The 22,291-nt window shown below is 59.2% G+C and carries 11 protein-coding genes and 1 pseudogene; 5 read left to right on the top strand and 7 right to left on the bottom strand.

Annotated elements, in window-relative coordinates; all coding sequences use genetic code 11:
• Nucleotides 1-15: 15 nt before the first annotated feature.
• A complete protein-coding gene (locus tag IEN85_RS03710) occupies nt 16-813 on the top strand; it encodes a glycerophosphodiester phosphodiesterase (protein WP_191615717.1) in 798 nt (265 codons plus the stop codon).
• Here the strand turns inward: IEN85_RS03710 and IEN85_RS03705 are convergent.
• Both IEN85_RS03705 and IEN85_RS03700 read right to left on the bottom strand, forming a co-directional pair.
• Nucleotides 810-1,193, bottom strand: a complete 384-nt coding sequence (locus IEN85_RS03705; protein WP_191615716.1) for a VOC family protein — start codon at nt 1,191-1,193, stop codon at nt 810-812. The genes IEN85_RS03710 and IEN85_RS03705 overlap by 4 nt on opposite strands.
• A gap of 20 nt (nt 1,194-1,213) precedes the next feature.
• Nucleotides 1,214-1,861 (bottom strand): SGNH/GDSL hydrolase family protein, encoded by a 648-nt coding sequence (locus IEN85_RS03700; RefSeq protein WP_191615715.1) that lies wholly within the window; start codon nt 1,859-1,861, stop codon nt 1,214-1,216.
• A 144-nt stretch (nt 1,862-2,005) separates the two neighbouring features.
• Between IEN85_RS03700 and IEN85_RS03695 the strand changes: the two genes are divergently transcribed.
• The 3 genes from IEN85_RS03695 (at nt 2,006) to IEN85_RS03685 (ending at nt 5,382) form a co-directional block, all read left to right on the top strand.
• Nucleotides 2,006-3,025, top strand: a complete 1,020-nt coding sequence (locus tag IEN85_RS03695; RefSeq protein WP_191615714.1) for a glycosyl hydrolase family 17 protein — start codon at nt 2,006-2,008, stop codon at nt 3,023-3,025.
• Between the two features lie 169 nt (nt 3,026-3,194).
• The gene (locus IEN85_RS03690; RefSeq protein WP_191615713.1) at nt 3,195-4,652 is read left to right on the top strand and encodes an MFS transporter; all 1,458 of its coding nucleotides are present in this window, start codon (nt 3,195-3,197) and stop codon (nt 4,650-4,652) included.
• An 88-nt stretch (nt 4,653-4,740) separates the two neighbouring features.
• Nucleotides 4,741-5,382, top strand: a complete 642-nt coding sequence (locus IEN85_RS03685; RefSeq protein WP_191615712.1) for a hypothetical protein — start codon at nt 4,741-4,743, stop codon at nt 5,380-5,382.
• A gap of 45 nt (nt 5,383-5,427) precedes the next feature.
• Here IEN85_RS03685 and IEN85_RS03680 read toward each other — a convergent pair whose 3' ends face one another.
• Nucleotides 5,428-8,862: a pyruvate carboxylase gene (locus IEN85_RS03680; RefSeq protein WP_191615711.1), complete on the bottom strand. Its 3,435-nt coding sequence runs from the start codon at nt 8,860-8,862 to the stop codon at nt 5,428-5,430.
• A gap of 597 nt (nt 8,863-9,459) precedes the next feature.
• Here IEN85_RS03680 and IEN85_RS24935 point away from each other — a divergent pair.
• Nucleotides 9,460-10,692: pseudogene (locus IEN85_RS24935) on the top strand (family 43 glycosylhydrolase).
• Between the two features lie 146 nt (nt 10,693-10,838).
• On the opposite strand, the gene ilvD reads toward IEN85_RS24935, so the two are convergent.
• The 4 genes from ilvD to IEN85_RS03655 all read right to left on the bottom strand — a co-directional run bounded on the left by ilvD (nt 10,839) and on the right by IEN85_RS03655 (nt 22,057).
• Complete coding sequence (gene ilvD, locus IEN85_RS03670) at nt 10,839-12,683, bottom strand: dihydroxy-acid dehydratase (RefSeq protein WP_191615710.1); 1,845 nt, start codon at nt 12,681-12,683, stop codon at nt 10,839-10,841.
• Nucleotides 12,684-12,829: 146 nt separating this feature from the next.
• Nucleotides 12,830-14,170: a sulfatase family protein gene (locus IEN85_RS03665; RefSeq protein WP_318186575.1), complete on the bottom strand. Its 1,341-nt coding sequence runs from the start codon at nt 14,168-14,170 to the stop codon at nt 12,830-12,832.
• 100 nt (nt 14,171-14,270) lie between these two features.
• On the bottom strand, nt 14,271-15,773 hold the full coding sequence (locus tag IEN85_RS03660; protein WP_191615709.1) for a hypothetical protein: 1,503 nt from the start codon (nt 15,771-15,773) through the stop codon (nt 14,271-14,273).
• 119 nt (nt 15,774-15,892) lie between these two features.
• Complete coding sequence (locus tag IEN85_RS03655) at nt 15,893-22,057, bottom strand: golvesin C-terminal-like domain-containing protein (protein WP_191615708.1); 6,165 nt, start codon at nt 22,055-22,057, stop codon at nt 15,893-15,895.
• Nucleotides 22,058-22,291: the final 234 nt, after the last annotated feature.

Below are 22,291 nucleotides of genomic sequence, written 5' to 3'. Positions count from 1 at the left end.
AAACACTTTTTGCTTATGAAATATGGAATTTTTTTGTTACTGCTGTTCGCGGCGAACGCGAGCGCCCGCGAAAGCTTTGTGATCGCGCATCGTGGGGCATCGGCTTACGCCCCCGAAAATACGCTGCCCGCGTTCGAACTTGCTTGGGAGCTCGATGCCGACGCGATCGAAGGCGATTTTCACCTCACAGCTGATGGTGAGATTGTCTGCGTGCACGACTTCTCGATCCAGAAATACACGGGGGTAGACAAGAGAGTTGAGGATCTGACGCTAGAGGAATTGCGCGCTTATGACTTTGGGCGTTGGGTTGGCGAACAGTGGGTGGGAACTGCGATTCCGACTTTGCGTGAGGTCTTGGGGACGGTCCCAGAGGGCAAGACCATGTTCGTGGAGATCAAGTGCGGGCCGGAGATCGTTCCTGAACTGTTGAAGCAGGTCGAGGCCTCGGAGTTGAAGGATGAACAGCTGACTTTCATCTCCTTCAACGAAAAGGTGGTTCGCCGATTGAAGCGGGAGGCGCCTCGTTATCGGGCGAACTGGCTCGTCTCCGTCAAGCAGGACGAAAAGGGGCGATTGCGGCCGCACACGGGAAAGCTGATGCGCGTCTTGCGGAAAAGTAAGGCCGACGGCATCAGCACGCGAGCCAACGAAGTGGTCGATTCGTCATTCGTGGCCCGCTTCAAGGAGAAAGGCTGGGGCTATCATGTCTGGACCGTCGACGATCCTGAGTTCGCCTTGGCCCTTGTCGGCCGCGGGGTTGATTCGATTACCACCAATCGGCCAGACACGATCTTGGATGCCTTGACGCGCTAGAGCATCGGGGTGCCGCGCTGGCAGAGTTGGATGGCGAAGCCCCAGGGGTCGCGCAGCATGACCAAGCGGTCGCCCAAAGGCGTGGTCTCGTCGACCACGAAGCTGGCTCCTGCTGCTTCGAGGCGGGAGCGGTCAGCATCCGGATCCTTAGAGACGAAGGCGAGGTGCAGGATGAGCGGATTCATGCTGGCGTAGTCTGGAACCTGGTCGACGGGATTGTTGTAGACCTCAACCATGACGGATCCGCTGGAGTCGGCGAGGAAGTGGGTGAAGGGAGCTTTCTCCAATTTACGGGCGACGCTCATGCCGCAGTTTTTGACGTACCAGTCAGCGAAGGCGTTGGGGTCGCTGACGTTGATTGCGAAGTGTTCGATTTTCATAGGAATTAGGGTAAGCCGAATTATGAGATGGCATCGACGAAGGCTTGGGCGATGGCCATGTGCCCCACGGACGAGGGGTGGATGCGGTCCCATGCGATTTCGGCGGGGTGGGTGTGTTGGGTGAGGCGGTCCATGGCGGCCTGGGCGTCCACGAAGACCGCGTCGTACTCCTGAGCGATTTTATGGGCGATGGCTCCGTAGCGATCCATGAGCGCTCGCATGGGATCGTCACGATTGGGTTCGATGAAGTACGGGGAGATAAGCACCAGCCCCTGCAGTTGGGGGCGGGTTTGGTCGAGGAGTTGGCGGTAGGTCGCCGCGAATTCCTCCGGACTGACATGGGTCTCCTTGCGGTGAGGTTGGTCGAATTGTCTCCAGACGTCGTTGATGCCGATTTTGATCGAGAGCCAATCGGGCTTATGGTCCAAGACGTCCTCCTGCCATCGTTGGGATAGGTCTCGGATGGTATTGCCGCTGATCCCTTGGTTGAGTATCCGGATTTTGGATTCGGGAGTGCTTATATGCAGCAGGGCGTTGACGAGATTCACGTAGCCGCGGCCGAGACCGATGTCGTTGGTCCAAGGCGTGGGCTCGCCGGAGGGGTCGCGTCCGGCGTCGGTGATCGAGTCGCCGATGAAAAGGAGCTTTGTGTGCTGGGGAAGTCGCATTTCTCTTTTGGAGGGACTATTTGTGGCCCGTTGTAAGGGTCAAGAGCGGTCTCGGGTGCTGATGGCCCGGAATCGCGGAAAAACCGTCGCGAAACAAATAAAGCATTGCATTAAAGTGCATCTTAATGATTCATGCACTGCAGTATGAATCACTTACCCCGAGCGATCACATTTGTTCTATCGGTCCTGTCACTCGCCTGTGGCGGACACGTGTCTGGCGAGGATTTGCGGCAGCCGCAGGAATCTTTGCTGGCAGGCATGCAACGGGGCGTCGCCTATTCGGGATTTCGCCACGGCCAGCATCCGGATCGAGGGGAGGGAGCGGTGCTTCCGACCGATGAGCAGATTTTGGAGGACCTGAAGATTATCGCTTTCGAAGAAGGGTTTGAGCTGATCCGGCTTTATGACAGCCAGCGGAATTCGGAGGATGTGCTGCGTATCATCCGTGAGCACGGTATTCCTCTCAAAGTCATGTTGGGAATCTGGCTGGATGGAGAATTGAGTAATCACGAAGGCTGCGCGTGGGTTTTGGAACCGGTGCCGGAAGCGGAACTAGAGCGAAAGGCTGCCAAAAATTTGCGGGAAATTGAAGCCGGTGTACGCTTGGCGAACGAGTATTCAGATATCGTTGTCGCTGTGAACGTGGGAAACGAGTCGTTGGTCACTTGGAATGACCATCTTGTCTCTCTCGAGTCGATGATCCGCCACCTGAAATCCGTTCGAAGCCGTATCCAGCAGCCGGTTACAACAGCTGACAATTACAAGGTTTTTTCCCAGTATGGAGCGGAATTGGCGGACCATCTCGATTTTCTGGCCGTGCATACTTACCCAGCTTGGGAGGAAAAGACGATAGATGAAGCGCTGCCTTACACGATCGAGAACTTGCAGGAAATTCGGGCGGTTTTGCCGGATATGCCGATAGTGGTGTCGGAAGCTGGCTGGGCTAGCGTGGCGTCTGAGTTCGGCGATCGGGCAAGCGAGGAATCGCAAGCCCGCCACTATCGAGAATTGATGGAGTTTGGCAGGGCCAACAATATCACGATCTTTTGGTTCGAAGCCTTCGACGAAGATTGGAAGGGCAATGCCGATCCGTTGGGGGCCGAGAAGCACTGGGGGCTCTATACAATCGACAGGGAGCCCAAACGAGCGGTGCAGAAAGAATGAGCTGAAGCTTGCGAACGATCGCTTGAACTGGTATCGCGGCTTGTCTTTTCCGCGGCCTTTTGGCAGGTAGCAGTGAGGTGGCGACCTGTCACGTCGTCCCGAAACGAGGTTCTTGCCAAGTTGAGCTTTCGTTGGACTTTCGCGCCTTCCGCTTTTTGCTATCCACCCCATGCCCGAGTATTCAACTGCTTCCCAAGAGCGTATTCCGTTCCCGCGCAAGCTCGCTTACGGGGCGGGCGCTCTAGCCAACAACTTGCTGGGAGCGGCGATCGGGATGATGTCGATCGTGCTGGTGACGGGGCTGAAGCTGAATCCGGCGGTGGTTGGATTGTTGATGGCGATACCGCGACTTACGGACGCGTTGACGGATCCGATGATGGGATATGTTTCGGATCACACGCGATCGAGATGGGGCCGCCGTCGGCCCTACATCTTTGTGGGAGCACTGGTTGCGGGAGTGGTTTTCGCCTTTCTTTGGCAATTGCCGGCTGGATACAGCGATAGCTTCTATTTTTGGTATTTCTTGCTGGGGTCGATCGTGTTCTATCTTGCTTACACGGTGTTTGCCACCCCTTGGGTGGCGATGGGCTACGAGCTGACGCCTGACTACAACGAGCGGACGCGGCTGATGGGGGTGGCGAATTTCATCGGGCAATTCGCTTGGGTGGCAGTCCCCTGGTTTTACGCGATCATGGAAAACGACGCTTTGTTCGAGGATTCGGTGGCGGGAGCTCGTGGATTGGCGATCGCGATCGGCATATTCGTTGCCTTGGTCGGAATCGTTCCAGCTGTTTTTTGTCGGGAACGGTTCTCGGAGAGCGACTTGTCGCCAGAGGCTGGATACGAAGGGGCTTCTTCTTTCCTCGAAGGCTTGAAGCGCAACGCGGTCGGTTTCGCCAAAGGGTTCTGGGCGACGATTCGTTTTCTCCCGTTCCTTAAATTGTGTGGGGCGACGTTCCTGGTCTTCAACGGCTTCATGCTGGTGTCCTCCTTTTCGTCCTTCGTGATCATTTACTACGTTTTCGGAGGGGATCAGGATGGCGGCGCGCGCTACATCGGCTGGTTCGGCACCGTATCGTCGGTGAGCACTTTCTGCGTCATCCTCCTCGTGACTTGGGTTTCGGCGAGGCTGGGCAAGCGGCGTACTTTTTTTGTCGCGACGGGGATTTCGATCGTCGGCTACGGCCTGAAGTGGTTTTGCTACGATCCGCAGCAGCCTCAGTTGTTGCTCCTGCCTGCTCCCTTGATCGCATTTGGCCTAGGCGCCTTGTTTACCTTGATGGGGTCTATGGTAGCGGACGTTTGCGATTTGGACGAGCTGGAGACTGGGGAGAGGAGAGAGGGGATGTTTGGCTCCATCTTCTGGTGGGTGGTCAAGCTCGGCATGGCTTTGGCTTTGGCCCTTTCGGGCTTCCTGTTGAACGTGACTGGCTTCGACGCGGAGCTGGGGGGCGGGCAGGCGGAGCGGACCTTGTTTCTGCTGCGTGTATTCGATATTCTGGTACCGATGCTTACCTCGGGGATCGCGATTTGGATCATGGCCAGCTATCGTCTTACAGAGGCTCGAGCGTTGGAAGTTCGCAGGGAGCTGGAGCGACGTCGCGGCAGAGTGGGTCAGGAAACCTAGCCAGAACGGGAGGGGCAAGAGCGCTTGTCAATTGTGTGAGAAAAAGAGTGTTCGCCTCTAGAACTCGTTCGCATTTTGATTTCAGGTTATGTTCCGCCCCGCTCTTGTCTTCCTGCTTCTTTTAACGATTTTCTGCCCCATTGGAAAGGCGGAGGACTTCCCGCGACTGCGCGCGTTAGAAGGGGTAAAGGATGTCCGCTACGAAAAGCCTTTTCTCTGCGTGATCGTCGGCTCGCTTGTCGACATCCCGCGGATATGGATCGAGGTGAGCGATGTGGAGCGAAGCGGTAGCGATCCTGACCTCAAGGCCTTGGGGAATGCCTACAACTTAAGGGTCTACAACCATGATTCCTACGAGTCTCACTTGCGGGACCAGTCACTGGTTGCGAGAGCTAGTACGGTGATGGACATGAAGACGCTGTTTCGCCGTTCGCGATTCGCCACGGTAGTCGAGCTCGATTGGGAGAGCGAGGAACCGGTCCGATTTCGCAAGCGTTACAGCCCCAAAAAGGCTTTGCCGGACGGGGAGGTTTTGGTGGAGCACGACGCAGCGATCGACGCGATGGTCGAGCGTCTTAGGTCCAGCAAAATGCGCCCCGAGAAACTGCTCTTCATGGAATATTTCTCGGTAGGGCGCTTGGTCTTTCCGGTGATGGATGGGCAGATTCGCGCCAACGGAAAGAAGATATCATACGATTCGTTTTCCGATGCCTTGCTGAGCCCGCTATGAGTCACGGGCTCAGCAGAATGAGAGCTCAGAGCTTGGCGGCCATTGTTAGCGGAGGACGACGAGCAAGTCCTTCGCCTCGATGCTTTCGCCGACGTCCACTGTGATGCGATCCACGGTGCCGTTCGCGGGAGCGTAGACGGTGGTTTGCATCTTCATGGCTTCGATGGCGAGGAGCTTGTCTCCCTTCTTCACCTTAGTGCCGACGCTGGTCGAGATGTTGCAGATCATTCCCGGAATCGGGGCGCCCACTTGTTTCTCGTTGTTGGGGTCGGCCTGTTCTTTGGGTTGAGCGGTAGACTGTATCGACTTGTCCAGTACAGAGATGTCGCGGGCCCGGCCGTTGAGCTCGAAGGTAATGTGACGGTAGCCTTCGTCGTTGGCGTCGCCCACGTTGATCAACTTTATGTAGAGGACCTTGCCTTTCTCGATTTCGACTTCGATTTCCTCGTTTGGTTTGAGGCCGTAGAAGTAGGCGGGGGTAGGCAGGACGGATACGTCGCCGTAGCTCTTTTCGAATTCGCAGAATTGCGCGAAGACGTCGGGATACATGAGGTGGCGGAAGAGGTCGTCCTCTGTCGCCTTCCGTCCGAGCTTTTTGCCGAGAGCGGCTTGTTCCTGGGTGAGGTCGATCTTCTTCGCGTAGCTTCCGGGTCGCCCCTTGCGTGGCTTGACGTCGCCGAGCACCACTTTTTGTACCGCCTTGGGCCAGCCGCCTTTCGGTTGGCCCAGTCCGCCGGAAAGCATGTCGACGATAGAGGCGGGGAAGCTGGAGCCGGGCTCGAGGTTAACCACGTCGGAAACCTTGATGCCGCGGGTGACGAGGAAGATGGCGAGGTCGCCCACGCACTTGCTGGACGGCGTCACTTTCACGATGTCTCCTAGGAGTTGGTTGACTTCCTCGTAGGCGTGTACGACTTCCGGCCAGCGTTTGCCGAGGCCCAGCGAGAAGGCTTGCTCGCGTAGGTTGGTGTATTGTCCGCCCGGCATCTCGTGTTCGTAGACTTCGGCGGAACCGAACTTAGGACCGGTGTCGAAGGGTTCGTAGTACTGGCGAACGGCTTCCCAATAGAGGGAAAGCTCGTTGAGCACGCTTTGGTCCAGCTTGGTGTCACGTGGGTGGCCTGCAAGGGCGGCCACGATAGAGTTGAGGTTGGGTTGGGAGGTGAGCCCCGACATGGAAGAGACGGCGAGGTCGACTACGTCCACGCCTGCTTCGGCGGCCTTGATGACGGAGGCGGAGGCGATGCCTGAGGAATCGTGCGTGTGGAAGTGGATAGGGATGCCGACTTCCTGCTTGAGGGCCTTGACCAGTTTGGGAATGGCGAAGGGCTTGCAGAGCCCAGCCATGTCCTTGATCGCGAGCATATGAGCTCCCATTTTCTCGAGTTCCTTGGCGAGCTCGACGTAGTATTTGAGTGAATACTTGTCGCGCTTGGGGTCGTCGATGTCGCCGGTGTAGCAAAGGGTGCCCTCGCAGAGCGCGTGGGTCTTGCGCACCGCCTGCATGGCAACCTTGAGGTTGGGCAGGTAGTTGAGCGAGTCGAAGACGCGAAATACGTCCATGCCTGCCTCGGCGGCGTGCTTGACGAAGGAGCTGACGACGTTGTCAGGGTAATTTGAATACCCGACGGCGTTGGCTCCGCGCAGAAGCATCTGGAAAAGGATGTTAGGCGTCTTTTCTCGGAAGGCGCGGAGGCGCTCGTAGGGGCACTCCTTGAGGAAGCGCATGGAGGTGTCGTAGGTGGCGCCGCCCCACATTTCCAAGGAGAAGAGGTTGGAGAGGTTTTGCGAAACCGCATCGGCGCAGTTGAGCATGTCGGCGGTGCGCATGCGGGCGGCGAAGAGCGACTGATGGGCGTCGCGGAAAGTGGTATCCGTGACCATGAGTCGCTTTTGCTTGAGCAGCCATTGGGAGAATCCGTCGGCTCCGAGCTCCAGCAAGCGGTCGCGAGTGCCTTTCGGCTTGGGCTTGCTGGGATCGTAAGCGGGACGGAGCAAGGGCAGCTGCATCGCGGGAACGGGGCGACCTTTGACCTGTTCGTTTCCGTTGACGATGGTGTCGCCCAGGAAGTTGAGCAGCTTGGTGGCCCGGTCCTTGCGCGGCTTGAACTCGAACAGCTCGGGCGAGGTGTCGATCATGGTCGTGGTGGCTTGCCCCGACTTGAACTGCTGGTGGTGGATGACGTTCTCGATAAACGGAATGTTCGTCTTTACTCCGCGGATACGGAATTCGCGCAGGGCCCGGTCCATACGGGCGATCGCGTTCTCGAAGGTGGACGCGAAGGCGGTCACTTTGACGAGGAGCGAGTCGAAGAAAGGCGTGATGACGGCTCCGGTGTCGCCCATGGCGCCGTCGAGACGCACGCCGAAGCCGGCCGCGGAACGGTAGTTGACGATACGCCCATAGTCAGGAGTAAAGCCGTTTGCTGGGTCCTCGGTGGTGATGCGGCTTTGGATGGCGAAGCCGTGGCAAGGAATCTTGTCTTGCTCGGGAATGTGGATCTCCGGCCCGTGCAGTTTCTTGCCTTGGGCGACGAGGATTTGGGAGCGCACGATATCGACACTGGTGACGATTTCGGTGACCGTATGTTCAACTTGGATACGCGGGTTCATCTCGATGAAGAACCAGTCGTCAGTATCGCAATCGTAGAGGTACTCCACGGTGCCCGCGTTTTGGTAGCCGATCTCGGTGGCAAGGCGTACGGCGGCGTCGCAGAGAGCTTGGCGCATCTTTGGGTCGAGGCCGATGGAGGGGGCGATCTCAACCACCTTTTGATGGCGGCGTTGCACGGAACAATCGCGTTCGTAGAGGTGGACTACGTTGCCGTGGCGGTCGCCGAGCACTTGCACTTCGATGTGCTTGGCGCGTTCGATGTAGCGCTCGAGGAAGACGGCGTTGTTGCCGAAGGCGATCTGGGCTTCGTTCTGGGCTTCTTCGAGCAAGGGCAGGAGGTCTTTCTCCTTCTTGACGACGCGCATGCCGCGGCCGCCGCCGCCGAAGGCAGCTTTTATGATGAGAGGGAAGCCGATCTTCTTGGCGAGGCGGGCGGCTTCCTTGGGATTGGAGATGGCGTCTTGGGTGCCGGGCAGGGTGGGGACCTTAGCGGCCTCCGCAGCGGCGCGGGCGGCGACCTTATCGCCCATCTTGTCGATGAGCTCGGCGTCGGGGCCGATGAAGGTGATGCCAGCGTCGCGGCAGGCCCGAGCGAAAGTTGGGTTTTCGGAGAGGAAACCGTATCCGGGGTGGATGGCGTCGGCTCCCGCTTCCTTGGCGACCTTGATAATGGAGTCGATGTCGAGGTAAGCGGCGACGGGGCCTTTGCCCTCTCCCACGAGGTAAGCCTCGTCCGCCTTGAAGCGGTGTACGCCGAAGCGGTCGTCATGGGAGTAGATGGCTACGGTACGGAGTCCAAGTTCGGTGGCGGAGCGGAAGATGCGCACGGCAATCTCGCTACGATTAGCAACAAGTATTTTTTTCACGAGCGGAAGGGGGAGGTTCCAAGGTAGGGGTTAGGCGTTGTATAAGACGGAGTTATCCGTCGCGTTAGACAAAGAAGCGCTCTTGCGAGAGAACTCAACGGCAATTCGCAGATGGCGCCGGGTTGAATTGTTGACAGTAAAGCATTGGGGCGAGCTATGTTCGGGCGTCGGATTCGGCTTTCCGTTTTCCCGAATGCCTGTTTCCGTCGGGGCGTGCATTGCCGGTGGAGTGCGACCACTGCAGTGGGCGGGGGCGGAGGCGATCGTGGAACCCATTCGGATAATTGATCGATACGTATGGAGAGTCGCGGCTGCAGCCTCCTGATGTCGTAATCTTACGGCTTGTCGCCTGTAGTTGGCCTGCAATTACTATTTTCAGGCATCGGAAAATGGGAGAATACTACGCTTCGCGGTTCTTATTTGGAATAAAAGCTTTCACCCACTTGGCTGAGCGGATTGCCAGTGACGCTTTTCGATTTTAGGGTAGGTTCTCGATTACTTTTGGATGATTCACAGTTGCCCCGTCCTTGTTCAGAATCCGATGGTCCCACAAGCCAGTCTCGCCGCAATCTAATCAAAGGCTGCCTCGCCGGCGCGATGCTCGCTCCGATGGCTAGCAGCTTGGCCCAGGGAGGACAGGGGCCGGCCCGTGCTGCTTCGCCTTGGGCGCGAGGGATCGAGGGACAGCGCAAGGCGGATTTGGGCAACGGGACTTTCTTGAATCCCATCCTGTCGGGAGACCACCCGGACCCGACGGTGCTGAAGGATGGAGAGGACTACTACATGACCTTTTCGTCCTTCAATTCCTATCCCGGCATCGTGATTTGGCACTCGCGGGATTTGGTGAACTGGAGACCGGTGGGGCCGGCCTTGCGCAAGAGCATCGGCACCGTATGGGCGCTCGACCTCTGCAAGCACGGGGACCGCTACTATGTCTACATTCCGGCTTTTGCTCCGGGCAAGCCGTTCGGCACCTACGTGATCTGGGCGGACAATATCGAGGGACCCTGGAGTGACCCGATCGATCTAAAGATCGACGGTTGCATCGACCCCGGCCACGTGGTGGGCGAAAGGGCATGCCACGCTGGTGGAAGGCCCCAGCGGAGACTGGCGGATGATTTACCATGGTTACGAAAACGGGTTCCGCACGCTCGGGCGGCAGACCTTGCTGGAACCGATCGAGTGGACGGACGACGGCTGGTTTGTGGCCAAAGGCGGAGAGCTGAGAAAGCCTTTGCCGATGCCTAGGGGCGGAGAAGCGGTGCCGCATGGATTTCCGTTGTCCGACGATTTCACAAGCAACAAGTTTGGCGTGCAGTGGTCCTTCGACAACCCGGGGCCCAAGGAGATGGAACGGGTGCGCTATGGAAAGGCGTTCTTGGAGTTGGCAGGCTCGGGCAGCTCTCCGGCGAACAGCTCGCCCTTGACCTGCATCGTGGTCGATCAGGCGTACGAGGTGGAGCTCAGCCTGGAGATGGAAGGCGACGCGGAGGGCGGGATTTTCTTGTTCTACAACCCGAAGGCTTACGTGGGACTTGGATTCACAGGGGAAAAGGTGAGGACCTACCAGTACGCCGAATCCCACGACTGGGCGAGCGCGCCGCTGGAGGGCGCAAGGTCCGGGCGCGGCTAACGAACGATCGAAACGTGATCACCTACCATTACTCGATCGATGGCGGGAAAACATGGAGGCTGCATCCGACGCGTATGGAAGTTTCGGGCATGCACCACAACGTGTTTGGCGGATTCTTGAGTTTGCGGATCGGTATTTGTTCTTTGGGTACGGGGACGGTGCGATTGAGCGATTTCCGGTATCGAGCGCTGGTGTAGGGAGGTAGGTCTGAGCTTTAGCCAGCGTTTTTCTATGGATTGATCTTGCAAAGTTGACGCTGGCTAAAGCTCAGCGCTACGGAAAACAAAAAGACCATTGCCGTTGGGCAATGGTCTTTTGGGTTTTTGAAAGCTGTGTTTGCTTGTTAGCCGAGCTTGGAGAGGTCGCGGACTGCTCCTTGGTCGGCGCTGGTGGCGAGCAGGGCGTAGGCCTTGAGGGCGGCGCTGACCTTGCGGGGGCGCGGCTCCTTGGGCTTCCAGGCGGCGTCGCCCAGCGCATCCATCTTTTCCCTACGGGCGGCGAGCTCTTCGTCGCTGAGCTTTACGTCGATGCTGCGGTTGGGAATGTCGATGCGGATGATGTCGCCGTTTTCGATGAGGCCGATGGGGCCGCCGGCTGCCGCTTCGGGAGAAACGTGACCGATGGAGAGGCCGGAGGTACCGCCGGAGAAGCGTCCGTCTGTGGCGAGGGCGCAGACCTTGCCCAGTCCCTTGGACTTGATGTAGCTGGTCGGGTAGAGCATCTCCTGCATGCCGGGGCCGCCGCGTGGGCCTTCGTAGCGGACGATGACGACGTCGCCGGCTTTGACCTTGCCACCCAGAACATTGGATACGGCTTCTTCTTGGCTCTCTACGACGTGAGCAGGACCTTCGAAGACCCAAATGCTTTCGTCGACGCCTGAGGTTTTGACGACACAGCCTTGCGGAGCGATGTTGCCAGTGAGGACGGCGAGGCCGCCTTCGACGGTGAACGCATGTTCCACGCTGCGGATACAACCGTCTTCGCGGTCGATGTCGAGGCTTGGCCAGCGGGCTCCCTGGCTGAAGGCGACTTGGGTGGGGATGCCGCCCGGGCCAGCTTTGTAGAAGGTGTGCACCGCTTCGTCGTTGCTGGTGGCGATATCCCACTTGTCCAGCGCTTCCTGCATGGTCTTGCTGTGTACGGTGGGGATGTCGTTGTGGAGCAGGCCGCCGCGGTTGAGCTCGGCGAGGATGCTCATGATGCCGCCGGCCCGGTGCACGTCTTCCATGTGGTACTTCTGGGTATTGGGCGCGACTTTGCAGAGCTGCGGAACCTTGCGGGAGAGGCGGTCGATGTCTTCCATGGTGAAGTCGACCTTGCCTTCCTGGGCGGCGGCCAGGAGGTGAAGAATGGTGTTGGTGGAACCGCCCATGGCGATGTCGAGCGTCATGGCGTTTTCGAAGGCCTTGAAGCTGGCGATGCTGAGGGGCAGGACGCTGTCGTCGTCTTGCTCGTAGTAGCGTTTGGTGATTTCCACGATGGTGCGGCCGGCTTGCAGGAAGAGCTCCTTGCGGTCCTCGTGGGTGGCGAGTACGGTGCCGTTGCCGGGCAGGGAAAGGCCGAGGGCTTCGGTGAGGCAGTTCATGGAGTTGGCCGTGAACATGCCGGAGCAGGAGCCGCAGGTCGGGCACGCGTTGCGTTCGACTTCGGCGACGGTGGCGTCGTCCACGCTGTCGTCGGCTGCCATGACCATGGCGTCAACGAGGTCGAGTCCGTGGTCGATGAGCTTGGTCTTGCCTGCTTCCATGGGGCCGCCGGAGACGAAGACAACGGGGATGTTGAGGCGGAGGGCCGCCATGAGCATGCCGGGAGTGATCTTGTCGCAATTGGAAATGCAGACGAGGGCGTCGGCGCAGTGGGCGTTGACCATGTACTCGACGGAGTCGGCGATGATGTCGCGGGAGGGGAGGCTGTAGAGCATGCCGTCGTGTCCCATGGCGATGCCGTCGTCGACGGCGATGGTGTTGAATTCCTTGGCCACGCCGCCGGACTTTTCGATTTCGCGAGCGACCAGTTGGCCGAGGTCCTTGAGGTGCACGTGTCCGGGCACGAATTGGGTGAAGGAGTTGGCGATGGCGATGATCGGCTTGCGGAAGTCCTCGTCCTTCATGCCGGTCGCTCGCCACAAGGCACGAGCGCCCGCCATATTGCGGCCTGCGGTGGAGGTCTTTGATCGGTACTGTGGCATGGTTCTTTCTCGTTGTGAAATATGCAGTTAGGGCGTGGGGAAGCTGCGTCGGCGAGCCGACGGGTTTCCCACGCGGGGGAGGCAGATTTTCACGCTTGCCGAGAAAGTCGATGCAAAAGGGCTAGGCTTCGCCCTAGTGGAGAGCTTCAGCCGAGTCGCTTGCCTTTGGGGGAGCGTTCGGTGGGGGCGGTGATGACGGTGTGCTCGTTGCGGGGCAGAGGGCCTTTGAGGAGGGGGTCGTCCGTTTCGCGCATCCACTGGTCGAGACGGGCCCGCATTTCGTGGAGGGCTTCCGCGTGGGCGGGCGATGGGGCGAGGTTGCGAGACTCGTTGGGGTCAAAGGTGAGGTCGAAGAGCAGCTCTTGCTCGTAGCCGTTCTCGAGCCAACCGTTTTGTATCCAATAATCCTTGCTGGGGCCGTCGTCGCAGTTGGGCAGCGGCTGGTAGCCGTAGTCCTTGAAGCGGCGGATGTATTTCCAGCGCTGGGTGCGGACGGAGCGGGAGGGTTCCTCGGTGGCGTGGTAGTTGATCTCGGCGAAGACGCAGTCGCGTTGGGTTACCTTGCCTTCGGCGTTCGGTAGGAGACTCTGGCCTTGCAGGCGCTCGGGAAGGGGGAGGCCTGCCAATTCGAGCACGGTGGGGGCGAGGTCGATTTGGGAGACGAGCGATTCCACGACTTGTCCGCCTCTGAAGCCTCCGGGGCCGCGCAGGATGAGCATGACGCCGGTGCCGTGGTCGGTGAGGTTGCACTTCATGGCGGGGAAGGCGATACCGTGGTCGGTGGTGGCGATGACGAGCGTGTTGTCCGCTAGACCGCTGCGGTCGAGGGCGTCGAGGACGCGTCCGATGCTGATATCCAAGCTTTGGATACTGGCGGCGTAGTTGGCGAAGTCGGCTCGCGTTTCCGGGCTGTCTGGAATGGGAGCGGGGGGGCGCAGGTAATCGGGGTTGGGCGGATCGACTTGGCGAGGGAAGGCCCCGTCGTCGGTGCGATGCGGCGCGAAGTAGCCGAGGGAGAGGAAGAAAGGTTTTTCCGGAGGCTTGGCGAAGTAGTTTTCGGCGGCGGCGGTGGGTGTCTCGAAGTCTTCCTCGGTAGTGAGGATCTGGTCGTAGCCGATGTCTTCGATGCGGGAAAGGGGAGCGGCGGCGATGTGCTGGGTGCCGGCGAGGGCGGAAGTGTAGCCGGCGGCTCGCAGTTGGTTGGCCAGGTGGTGCTGGTAGTCGTTGAGCCGGAAGCCGCGATGGGCGAGGCCGAGCATGCCGTTGTTGTGGGCGTATTGTCCGGTGAGCAGGCAGGCGCGGCTGGGCGAGCAGGTCGGGTTGGCGCAGTGGGCGTTGCGGTAGAGGATGCCTTCCTCGGCGAGTCGCTGTAGGTTTGGCGTCACTACGGGGTAGCCGTAGGGCTGGATATAGCGGCCAGCGTCGTGGCAGTGCAGGTACAGGATGTTGGGAGGACGCGATTGCATGAGGGCGTAAAGTGTAGACACCGCTGGGTGGCGGGAAGAAGCGTGGGCGCTGTTTATAAATAGTCAAAGGGTCTGAGAGGGGGATGTTGGGCAGTGCGGGACGGGCAGTAAAGCCCGCGCCCTACGGTTGGTTTAGTGGGGTCCAGTCGAAGAGTTGGGCGTCGGCGATGACGCGGGGGCTGTCCCAGACGGGCATGTCGTAGAGGCTGAGGCTGGGACCAAACTGGGCGAGCGTTGCCTCAGGGAGGGACCAGACGAGTCCGCTTAGGAGGTCAAGCAGGACGGGGTTTTGCAGGCTTAGGTCGGTGGCGACGATATCGGTGCGTTGGGCCTCGAAGCGGTCGCCGGGTTGGCTGGCGGCGTCCCAGAAGACGAAGCCTTGCTTGCCGTTTGCTCGGTCGTGGATTTTGAAGCTGTAGAGGCTGCTGTGGTTGGCGATGGCGGTGTCGCGTTTTTGGGGGACGCGCTGGTCGGCGAATAGGCTGCAGGCGTTGCGGTAGGAGAAGTAGGAGATTTTGGGTCGTTCGATGGAGAGGTCGTTCGGGCGGATTTTGAGTTTTCCTTTTGTATTCAAAATGTCGAAGTGCTGCTGATCGTAGTTCATTTCGGAGATGGAAAAGAGGGAGAAGGGAATCTCGCGGGACCAATGGGCAAGGGCGCGGCGGAGGTCCCACTTGGCCTGGCTGAGTTCGGTCCAATCGAGATTTTTGAGGGCGAACTTTGGGGCGCGTTCGGAGGGGGCTCCGGTTTCGCCTTGCCAGATGACGGCGTGGGGAAGGTGTTGGGAAAGGTAGGCTTGGACCTCGGCGTGGCGCTCGAAGCCGTGGTCGGGGTTGGCGGGATAACCGTGCACCGTGATGCCGTCGACGAGGTGAAGCGTGTCGTGGGCAGCGAGTGTTTCAACGAAGTCGACGAGTCCGGAATCGGGGCGGGCGTGTACGTAGGCGAGGGCGAGGGCAAGGATGGTCGCGTCGGGTTGTTCCTCGCGGATGATTCGGGCGGTGCGTTCGTAGAGGCGTGGGTAGGCGCCGGCTTGGCTCTGGTTGTGCTTCAGGTCGGCCTCGTTCCAGATTTCGTAGGTTTCGACGCGGTCGCCGAAGTGTTGGATGGAGGCGCGAACGTAGTTTTCCCAGGCTTGCAAGGCTTCCGCAGAATGAGGTAGTCCGCCACCGAGGCCGGTGCCGCCGGCGCCTTCGTAAATGGGGTTTCCGTAGCTGAGGCTCAGCCAGGGTTGGACTCCGGCTGCGAGGCAGCCGTTGACGATGCGGTCGAGCCAAGCGAAGTCGTATTTGCCCTTTTGGGTTTCGGTTTTGGCCCAGCCGCTTTGCAAGCGAATGCGTTTGGCTCCGAGGGGCTCGAGGTAGGGGGACCAGGCTTCGAAGCGAGTGAAGTCGCGGTCCATTGTTTCGCCACCGATGCCGAGCAGGGAACTGCTTATTTGCGTGGCGTCGCGGGGAGTGAGTCGTCCGACGAGCTGATAGTCGTCCGGCATGCTTTCGATTATTCCCTTTTCGGCGAGCTGCCATTCCTCGAAATCGGTTGAAAGGTCGGGAGGTGTTTCAGCTTGTAGGTATGCTGCGGATACAAGGATGGCTGACGTGAGACAGCGGCTAAGAGTTGGCATTGTCGTATGGTTGGTATTGCAAAGAGAAAAGGCGTGGCTCGAAAGTGCGAGCCACGCCAAAGTTAGTTGGAAAATACGGCGAACGATCGAGAGTCCACGTTCGCCGTGCTTGGATTTTCTTACGGAGCGTCGTCCCAGCTGAGCAGGGCGTTTCCGTTGATGACGAGCTGTTCGCTAGCGATGCAGCCTTGCAGCGTAGAGGAGCCGTTGAGGGTGATCTTGCTGTGGGGAGCTTCCACGAAGCCGTGCAAGCTTGCGGAGCCGTTGAGGGTTAGGTCACCGTCGGCGAAACGGAGCCAGAGGGACTCGGGAGTCGTTTCGTCGCCGATGGTCGCGTCATTGAGAACGACCTCGCCTGCGATGTTGATTACGACTGGCCCCAATATTTGGATACTGGTTGCAGCGCCGTTCAAGGTGATGCCTTGCAGGTTGTACACTTCAGGCTCGGTGGCTCCGGCAGTTCCCAGGATAAAGCCGCTGCTACCGTTGGCGGTCAGTTTGCCGTAAGTGCCAGCGGGCAAGGCATGAGCTCCGGCTTCGCTGTTAAGCGTCAGGTCTAGAAGCGTCGTTGGATCTCCTATGCTATCGGTGGGAAGATTGAGGCTTAGGCTTCGGATTCCGGATGGAGTGGCTTCTGATACTGCCTCTGGGAATGCTGGAGCGTTTACTCTGCGTACGATGTTGCGGAGCGAGGCACCTCCATTTAGGGTTATTCGGTAGCCCTCCGGAGAGGCGTCCCCGTCGGCCGTGACTTCACCGGAGAATCTCGGTTGCCCGTTCACTCGAATTTGGGGAGTACCGGGAAGGAGTAAGTCCCCAGAGAGGGAGGTCCCTCCATTTAGTTTGAAGGATCCAGCCTCAGCCACCTGTACGGAACCGATAACCCCGCCGTTGAGAGTGGGGGCGTAGCGGACGAGCGCGGTTGCGACGATGGTGAGCGTGCCATTGGTCTCGCCTTGGTAGTTCGCATCGTCGATAATGGCGGTGACGTCGTAGGATCCTGGATACGTGGGAGCGACTGGGGATCCGTCGAAGAGCAGGCTTACCTCTAGCGAGTCGGGATCCGCTGCAGCTGATAGGTCCGCGGGGGCTCCGTCGTAGACTTGCCAGAGGCCGTCGAGGCTGATGTTGGCTGTTGCGCGAGCGACCTCGAAGCTTGCTTGCTGGGCGGGGGCTGCAGTGTAGTTGGCGTTGCCGGATTGGGTGGCCTCCACGGTTACGGTGCCGGCTCCGGTGAGGGTGACGGTGTTGCCAGAGATTTCGGCGGGACCGCTGATCACCGCAAGGGCGACTGGCAGGCCGGAGCTTGCGGTCGCGTTCACAGGGAAGGCCGCGTCGCCGAATGTTTTGTTGGCGATAGCTTCGAGGGTGATCGCTTGGCTCGCGGGAGCAACGTCGAGAACGAGCGTAGCGGAACCGCTGCCGTACTGGTTGGTCGCGGTCAGTTCGATGCTGAAGCTTCCTGTTTCGATGAGCGTACCGGTGATCTCTCCGGTGGCAGTGTCGATCGTCAAGTCTGCTGGCAGGCCTGTAGCGGCGTAGCTGCTTGGCGTATCCGAAGCGAGGATGCTGTAGCTGAAGGTGTCGCCATAGGTGCCAGCCGTTGTTGAATCGCTGGTAATTTCCGGACTGGAGCCGGCAGGCTCTCCGGTTCCCCCTGAGCCGTTGGAGTTGCCGTTCGTATCGCGAGATACGATTTGGATGCCGCTAATTCCGATGCGGCGGCCAGCGTCGGCGAGGATCTTGAACTCAAGGTCCGAACGGGAGCGGAAGACAATGTACTCGTTTCCGTCAACGGCGTCCGCGGCGGTGAGGGCGGTGGACTCGTCGTAGGTGCCGTCCCAAGCCCGATCGTCGTCGCGGATGTACTTCGTTTCCTGCGTTACCCAGGCGGAACCGTCCCATTGCTGGAATTCGACGCTCATGGTCTTTGGCGTGGAATCGGAAGTCCGGACCCCGCCCCAGTAGATGTAGACGTCGTAGGTGTTGTAGGGGACTTCCTCTGCGTAAACGGCGACCTTGCTGGAGCTGCTGTTGGCTCGCTGGGTACGCATCATGGATGCGTCATCGGCGAGCGGAGCAGGGTACTCTGGCGTGTCGTTCGGGTAGAAGAAGGGAGTATTCGAGAAACGGAGATCTAGTGTGGTGGCGACTCCCTCGCTATCGGTCGCGTCGGTGAAGGACTCGTTGTTCGCGGTGGAGTTGTGCCAGTTGCTTGCCGGTACGGCTCCGAGACTGTCCGTTGCCGCGAGCTCGAGCCCGGGGTTGGTGACGTTGAAGCTTACGATCCCGTTGCTCGACGTTCCTCCTCCGGCGGAGGCAGTGGTGACGGAGAGAACATCGCTCTCAAGCGAGGCGTTGCCTGCTTCGTCGAGGGCGAGGACCGTAACGCTGTAGGTGGATTCTGGCGACAAGCCAGTGATATCTGCGGTCGTGTCGGTGACTGTTCCGTAGAGGGTGCCGTCGAGATAGACTTCGTAGGCGGTGACGGCTACATTGTCGGTCGAGGCATCCCAAGAGAGCGTGAAGCTATCTGTCACGATGTTGCTGCTTTGCAGGTTCGTGGGTACGCTTGGTGGAGTGATGTCGCGAGAGACGATCTGCAGGCCGCTCATGCCGACGCGGCGCCCCGAGGTCGTGAGGATCTTGAATTCCACATCCGAGCGTCCGCGGAAGACGACGTATTCGTTTCCGTCGGTGGCGTCGGCTGCCGTAAGAGCGGAGGATTCGTTGTAGCTTCCGTCCCACATGCGATCGTCGTCGCGAATGTATTTGGTTTCTTGAGTCACCCAGTTGGAGCCGTCGAAGACTTGGTACTCGACCATCATCGTCTCGGGAGGAGTATCGGCAGAGCGAATACCGCCCCAGTAGATGTAGACGTCGAAGTTATCGTAGGGGATTTGTTCTGCGTAGGCGGCGGTTCTGGTTGAACTGCTGTTGGCTCGCTGGGTACGCATCATAGATGCATCGTCGGCGAGCGGGGCTGGGTACTCCGGAGTGTCGTTCGGGTAAAAGAACGGCGTGTTCGAGAAACGGAAGTCGAGCGTGGTGGCGATGCCCTCGCTATCGCTAACGTCGGTGAAGGACTCGTTGTTCACGGTGGAGTTGTGCCAGTTGGTTGCCGCTACGGCGCCGAGACTGTCCGTAGCCGCGAGCTCGAGGCCTGGGTTGGTGACGTTGAAGCTGATGATGCCGTCGCTTGAGGTTCCGCCTCCGCCTCCGGTGGTCTCCGTGAGAGTCGTAACGGTGAGGGTATCGCTTGCTGCGGAGCTATTGCCTGCCGCATCGAAAGCGATCACGTGCACGTCGTAGGCGGTTTCTGGAGAGAGTCCGGTGATTGTCTGTGAAGTCTCGGTGGCTGTGTTGTAGAGTGAGCCATTGAGGTAGACTTCGTAGCCTGTGACCCCTTCATTGTCGGTGGAAGCGTCCCAAGAGAAGGAGAAACTATTTTCACCGATGGCGTTGCTTTGGAGATTGGCAGGTGTGCTGGGGGCTTCCGTGTCGGGTGCGGGACCGTCGTTGGCGAGGAAGCGCACGGCGTCGGCGATAACGTATCCGTTTACGCTGTCGGTGCGGAGCGTTACGCTGTTGGCGCTGCCAGCTGCGAGCTCGTAGGTGCCGAGCAGGTTCCATTGGCCGCCGTCGCTGCGTTGGTTGACGCTGAGGGTGTCGGTGCCGTTGGCGTGAACAATGTCGATCGGTAGGTTGCTGGCTCGATTGCTGGCGCTGGTCCAGCGAAGGTAGATATCGTAGGTCCGAGCGGCTGGCAGGTCTGGCGTATAGGTGACGGACTTGTTGCCTTGGTCGGAATCGTTGTTGTGCTGGTAGTTGTCACCCCAATACCCGGAAGTGGCGCTGCTGGTGGGCCATTCTCCTACGAAGCTCACGCCGAGCGGGGCGTCGTTGTCGAGGATGATTTCGTTGCCGACTGTACCGTCGTCGAGCGTTTTAACGATAGCTTCCTCGCTGAGGGCGGAGAGGTTTCCGCTTACGTCGCGAGCGCGGAGGCTGACGAAGTAGGAGGTATAGGGGGCCAAGCCGGTGAAGGTGTAGGAGGTGGCGCTGGTGGTACCTTCGTATTGACCGTTTAAGTACACGTCGTAGCTTGCTACTCCTGTTTCGTCCGTGGCCGCGTCCCATGAGACGGTGAAGCCCTCGGTCTGGATGTTGGATGCGTAGAAGTTGGACGATGGTTCGGGCGGAAGATCGCCGGAAGTGGCTGGCAAAATTTCGATGCCGCTGATCATAGGATTGTCGGCGGAAGCAGTGAAGACGAGATCGAGGATATTGTCTTCAACTTCGACGAAGCCGGTTTTGACGAGGGCAGCGTTGGATCCGCCCGCTTCGGCAAAGACGTCGATGTCGACCCATCCAGCGGGGTAGCTGTCTTCACCGGAGACAGTGAATACGCGTTGGCCAGATGCGGTGATGCCGGAGTAGGTTTCGGCGAAGTGGAGTTTCACTTCGTAGAGGCCGTTGGCCAGGATGATGCGGTAGTCGGAGATGCCCCAGCGCTCGGTTTGGTAGATGCGGTCGTCGACGGTGCCGGCGATTTCGATGGCGCCGCGATCGGCGAGTCCGCCGCCGGTGTCGCTGCTGTGGTCGGCTGCCCAGACGTTTCCGTTGGAATCGGTGAAGTCGTCAGTACCGCCAGATTCGATACGAGAAGCTACCGGTGTGGTGGGAAACGTAATGACAATGTTGATACTTTGCGAGGCCTTTGCTCCACGGTTGTCGGTAACGGTGCATTCGGCCTCGTAGCTTCCGGGTACGTTGTAGGTGTGCGAGGGGTTCGGCTCGTTCGTCACGTTTCCGTCGCCGAAGTCCCAAAGGGTGCTTATGATGTTTCCATCCGAGTCGGCTGCAGTCGAGGTGAAGTCGATTGTGGTCGGTGAGACTCCCCCTGTGCTTGAAGAGGTGATGGATAGGGTAGGAGCGACGTTGGGCGTTTCGTCCACTCGTTCGCTGCTGTAGCCCTTGGTCAAGCCGTAAGTTAGGCTGTCCATGGCGTCGAGAGGGACGCCCTGCCATGCGGGGTCGGCGGCAATGTATTGAGGATCGGTTCCTTCGCCCGGGCGGTAGGTGGCGGTGTCGATCAAGTTGGCGATGGAAGATGCGAAGACCGAGCTTGAACTGGTGGTAGAGAGGATCGAATCGGAGATTGTAGCGGTGCCACCGTTTTCCACTGTGACGCCGTGACCGGCTCCGTGCATGGTGGAGAAGTCGACGGTGATTTCTCCTCCGTTGCCGCTCACCCAGAGGCCGTAGGAAGAGCCGGTACCACCTTTCTTACTGTTGAAAGATGCCACGCAGTTGAACATTTGTCCGTTGTCGGCCCAGTGGCGGTAGCCGCGCGAGTTGCCAGCGGATACGCAGTCTTGGTAAGTGATATAGGATGCCTTGTTGTCGAAGCCGGCGTCGTTGTTGCCGTAAGCTTTACAGCGGATGTAGAAAATGTTGTAGGCTCCGCGTTCGGTGCTGAAGCCGTCACCGTTCCAGTAGCTACCGCTGGATTGGCTGTATCCGTTGTTGATGGCGACGCAGTCGCGGAAAGTGATGTCGTGGATGATGGGCTCGCCGTCTGTGTCGTCTGCCGCGAATCCGTTGGGAATGGAGCGAGAAGGGAAGGATAGGTCGCCGCCGTTACAGTCGGTGAAGCAGGAATCGAAGGTGACGAAGCTGGAGTGGTCGCCGATACGGAAAGCTTTCTTGGTGTGGCGGATTACGGTGCAATCCTTGACGAGGATGTCGCTAGCGTTGTAGAGCCGGATGGCGTCCTCGATTGTGTCGAAGTGGAGGTTTTCGAAAACGAGATTTGTGCGCAGCGTATCGGTAGTTCCATTACGAGTCAAAGTGATGACGAAGGGCTGGTCCTTGAAACGCAGGTTCTTGATCTCCCAGTAGTGTGCGGCGCCGGGGATCCTTATAAAGTGGGAGCTTGCGTTGTTGTTGACGTCGAAGGTTCCCTGGAAGAGCGGAAGCCCGCCTCCGGTATCGACCCCGATCAGTCCTTTCGGGCTGCCGGCGGTTCCGCTAGAGTTGATGCTTAAAGAGGGGATAGTGTAGGTGCCGCTGCCGAGGAGCACTCGGTCTCCGGGAAGGGTGGAATCGACCAGGGAGTCGATTTGGTTTTGATCGTAGGCATTGGCCCAGTCGGAACCGTCTTGGGTTCCGGCGCCGGAGGGAGTGACATAGTAGTCGACGGCGTGCAAAAGCGCCGGGAGTGCCAGCAACGACAGCGCAGCCAGCAGTTTTAGTAGAAACGTCGGGGACGACCTTTTCATAGTTTTGGGTGTCAGGGGGTTGGGTGCTTGCAGCACAGGTAGGTTTGCTAGGGCGCCCGAAAAGGACGCATTGCGAGGTAGCGTGACCGTTTCATCTAGCGAAACACTTTCGGTACAGCCAGATGTGGCACGGTCGAACCCCTTTGTGTTGCCTACGGTGATAGGGGCTGCCAACCCCGCTCTTCATGTATAAATAAGCTGCTTATTCGCTCGGATCGAGGCACTTGAGGCACG

The sequence above is a fragment of the Pelagicoccus enzymogenes genome, assembly GCF_014803405.1.
GTDB lineage: Bacteria > Verrucomicrobiota > Verrucomicrobiia > Opitutales > Opitutaceae > Pelagicoccus > Pelagicoccus enzymogenes.
Note: the sequence above shows the minus strand (reverse complement) of the source record. Positions and strands in the feature narration are given on the sequence as shown.

Coding starts and splice junctions, on each gene's coding strand:
- IEN85_RS03695 (WP_191615714.1), top strand. CDS start 2,006: ATGAATCACTTACCCCGAGCGATCACATTTGTTCTATCGGTCCTGTCA.
- IEN85_RS03690 (WP_191615713.1), top strand. CDS start 3,195: ATGCCCGAGTATTCAACTGCTTCCCAAGAGCGTATTCCGTTCCCGCGC.
- IEN85_RS03660 (WP_191615709.1), bottom strand. CDS start 15,773: ATGCCAACTCTTAGCCGCTGTCTCACGTCAGCCATCCTTGTATCCGCA.
- IEN85_RS03700 (WP_191615715.1), bottom strand. CDS start 1,861: ATGCGACTTCCCCAGCACACAAAGCTCCTTTTCATCGGCGACTCGATC.
- IEN85_RS03710 (WP_191615717.1), top strand. CDS start 16: ATGAAATATGGAATTTTTTTGTTACTGCTGTTCGCGGCGAACGCGAGC.
- IEN85_RS03705 (WP_191615716.1), bottom strand. CDS start 1,193: ATGAAAATCGAACACTTCGCAATCAACGTCAGCGACCCCAACGCCTTC.
- IEN85_RS03655 (WP_191615708.1), bottom strand. CDS start 22,057: ATGAAAAGGTCGTCCCCGACGTTTCTACTAAAACTGCTGGCTGCGCTG.
- IEN85_RS03685 (WP_191615712.1), top strand. CDS start 4,741: ATGTTCCGCCCCGCTCTTGTCTTCCTGCTTCTTTTAACGATTTTCTGC.
- ilvD (WP_191615710.1), bottom strand. CDS start 12,683: ATGCCACAGTACCGATCAAAGACCTCCACCGCAGGCCGCAATATGGCG.